Origin of the sequence: Aequorivita sp. KMM 9714 (genome assembly GCF_011065475.1) — a bacterium.
GTDB lineage: Bacteria > Bacteroidota > Bacteroidia > Flavobacteriales > Flavobacteriaceae > Aequorivita > Aequorivita sinensis.
Genome location: NZ_JAAGRO010000070.1, coordinates 1 through 255, shown reverse-complemented (window position 1 = coordinate 255; position 255 = coordinate 1). Strand labels below are relative to the sequence as shown.

Annotated in this window: 1 protein-coding gene; it reads left to right on the top strand. The window is 38.8% G+C overall.

Features of this window, described 5'->3' with window-relative positions; genetic code table 11:
- Positions 1 to 255, top strand: a 255-nt coding sequence (locus G3A46_RS14210; protein ID WP_165150794.1) for a hypothetical protein, incomplete at both ends; no start/stop codon positions are given.

Sequence of the window (255 nt, the reverse complement as noted above, 5' to 3'; positions counted from 1 at the left end):
GTCCTGGGGCAAGTGTAGAGGGTTTGGCACTCACAGGTACTAATATAGATAAAAAACTCCAAAAAATTAAATACCGCTACAATATCAGAGGGTGGCTTACCAATATCAACAATGTTGACCCAGGAATGATGGAACAACAAAAACCTCTGTTTAATTTCAAAATTAACTATAACACCTTAGATGGTAATGGAACACCGCTGTATAACGGAAATATAGCACAAACGTTCTGGAAGACGGACTCACAAGACAAGAACG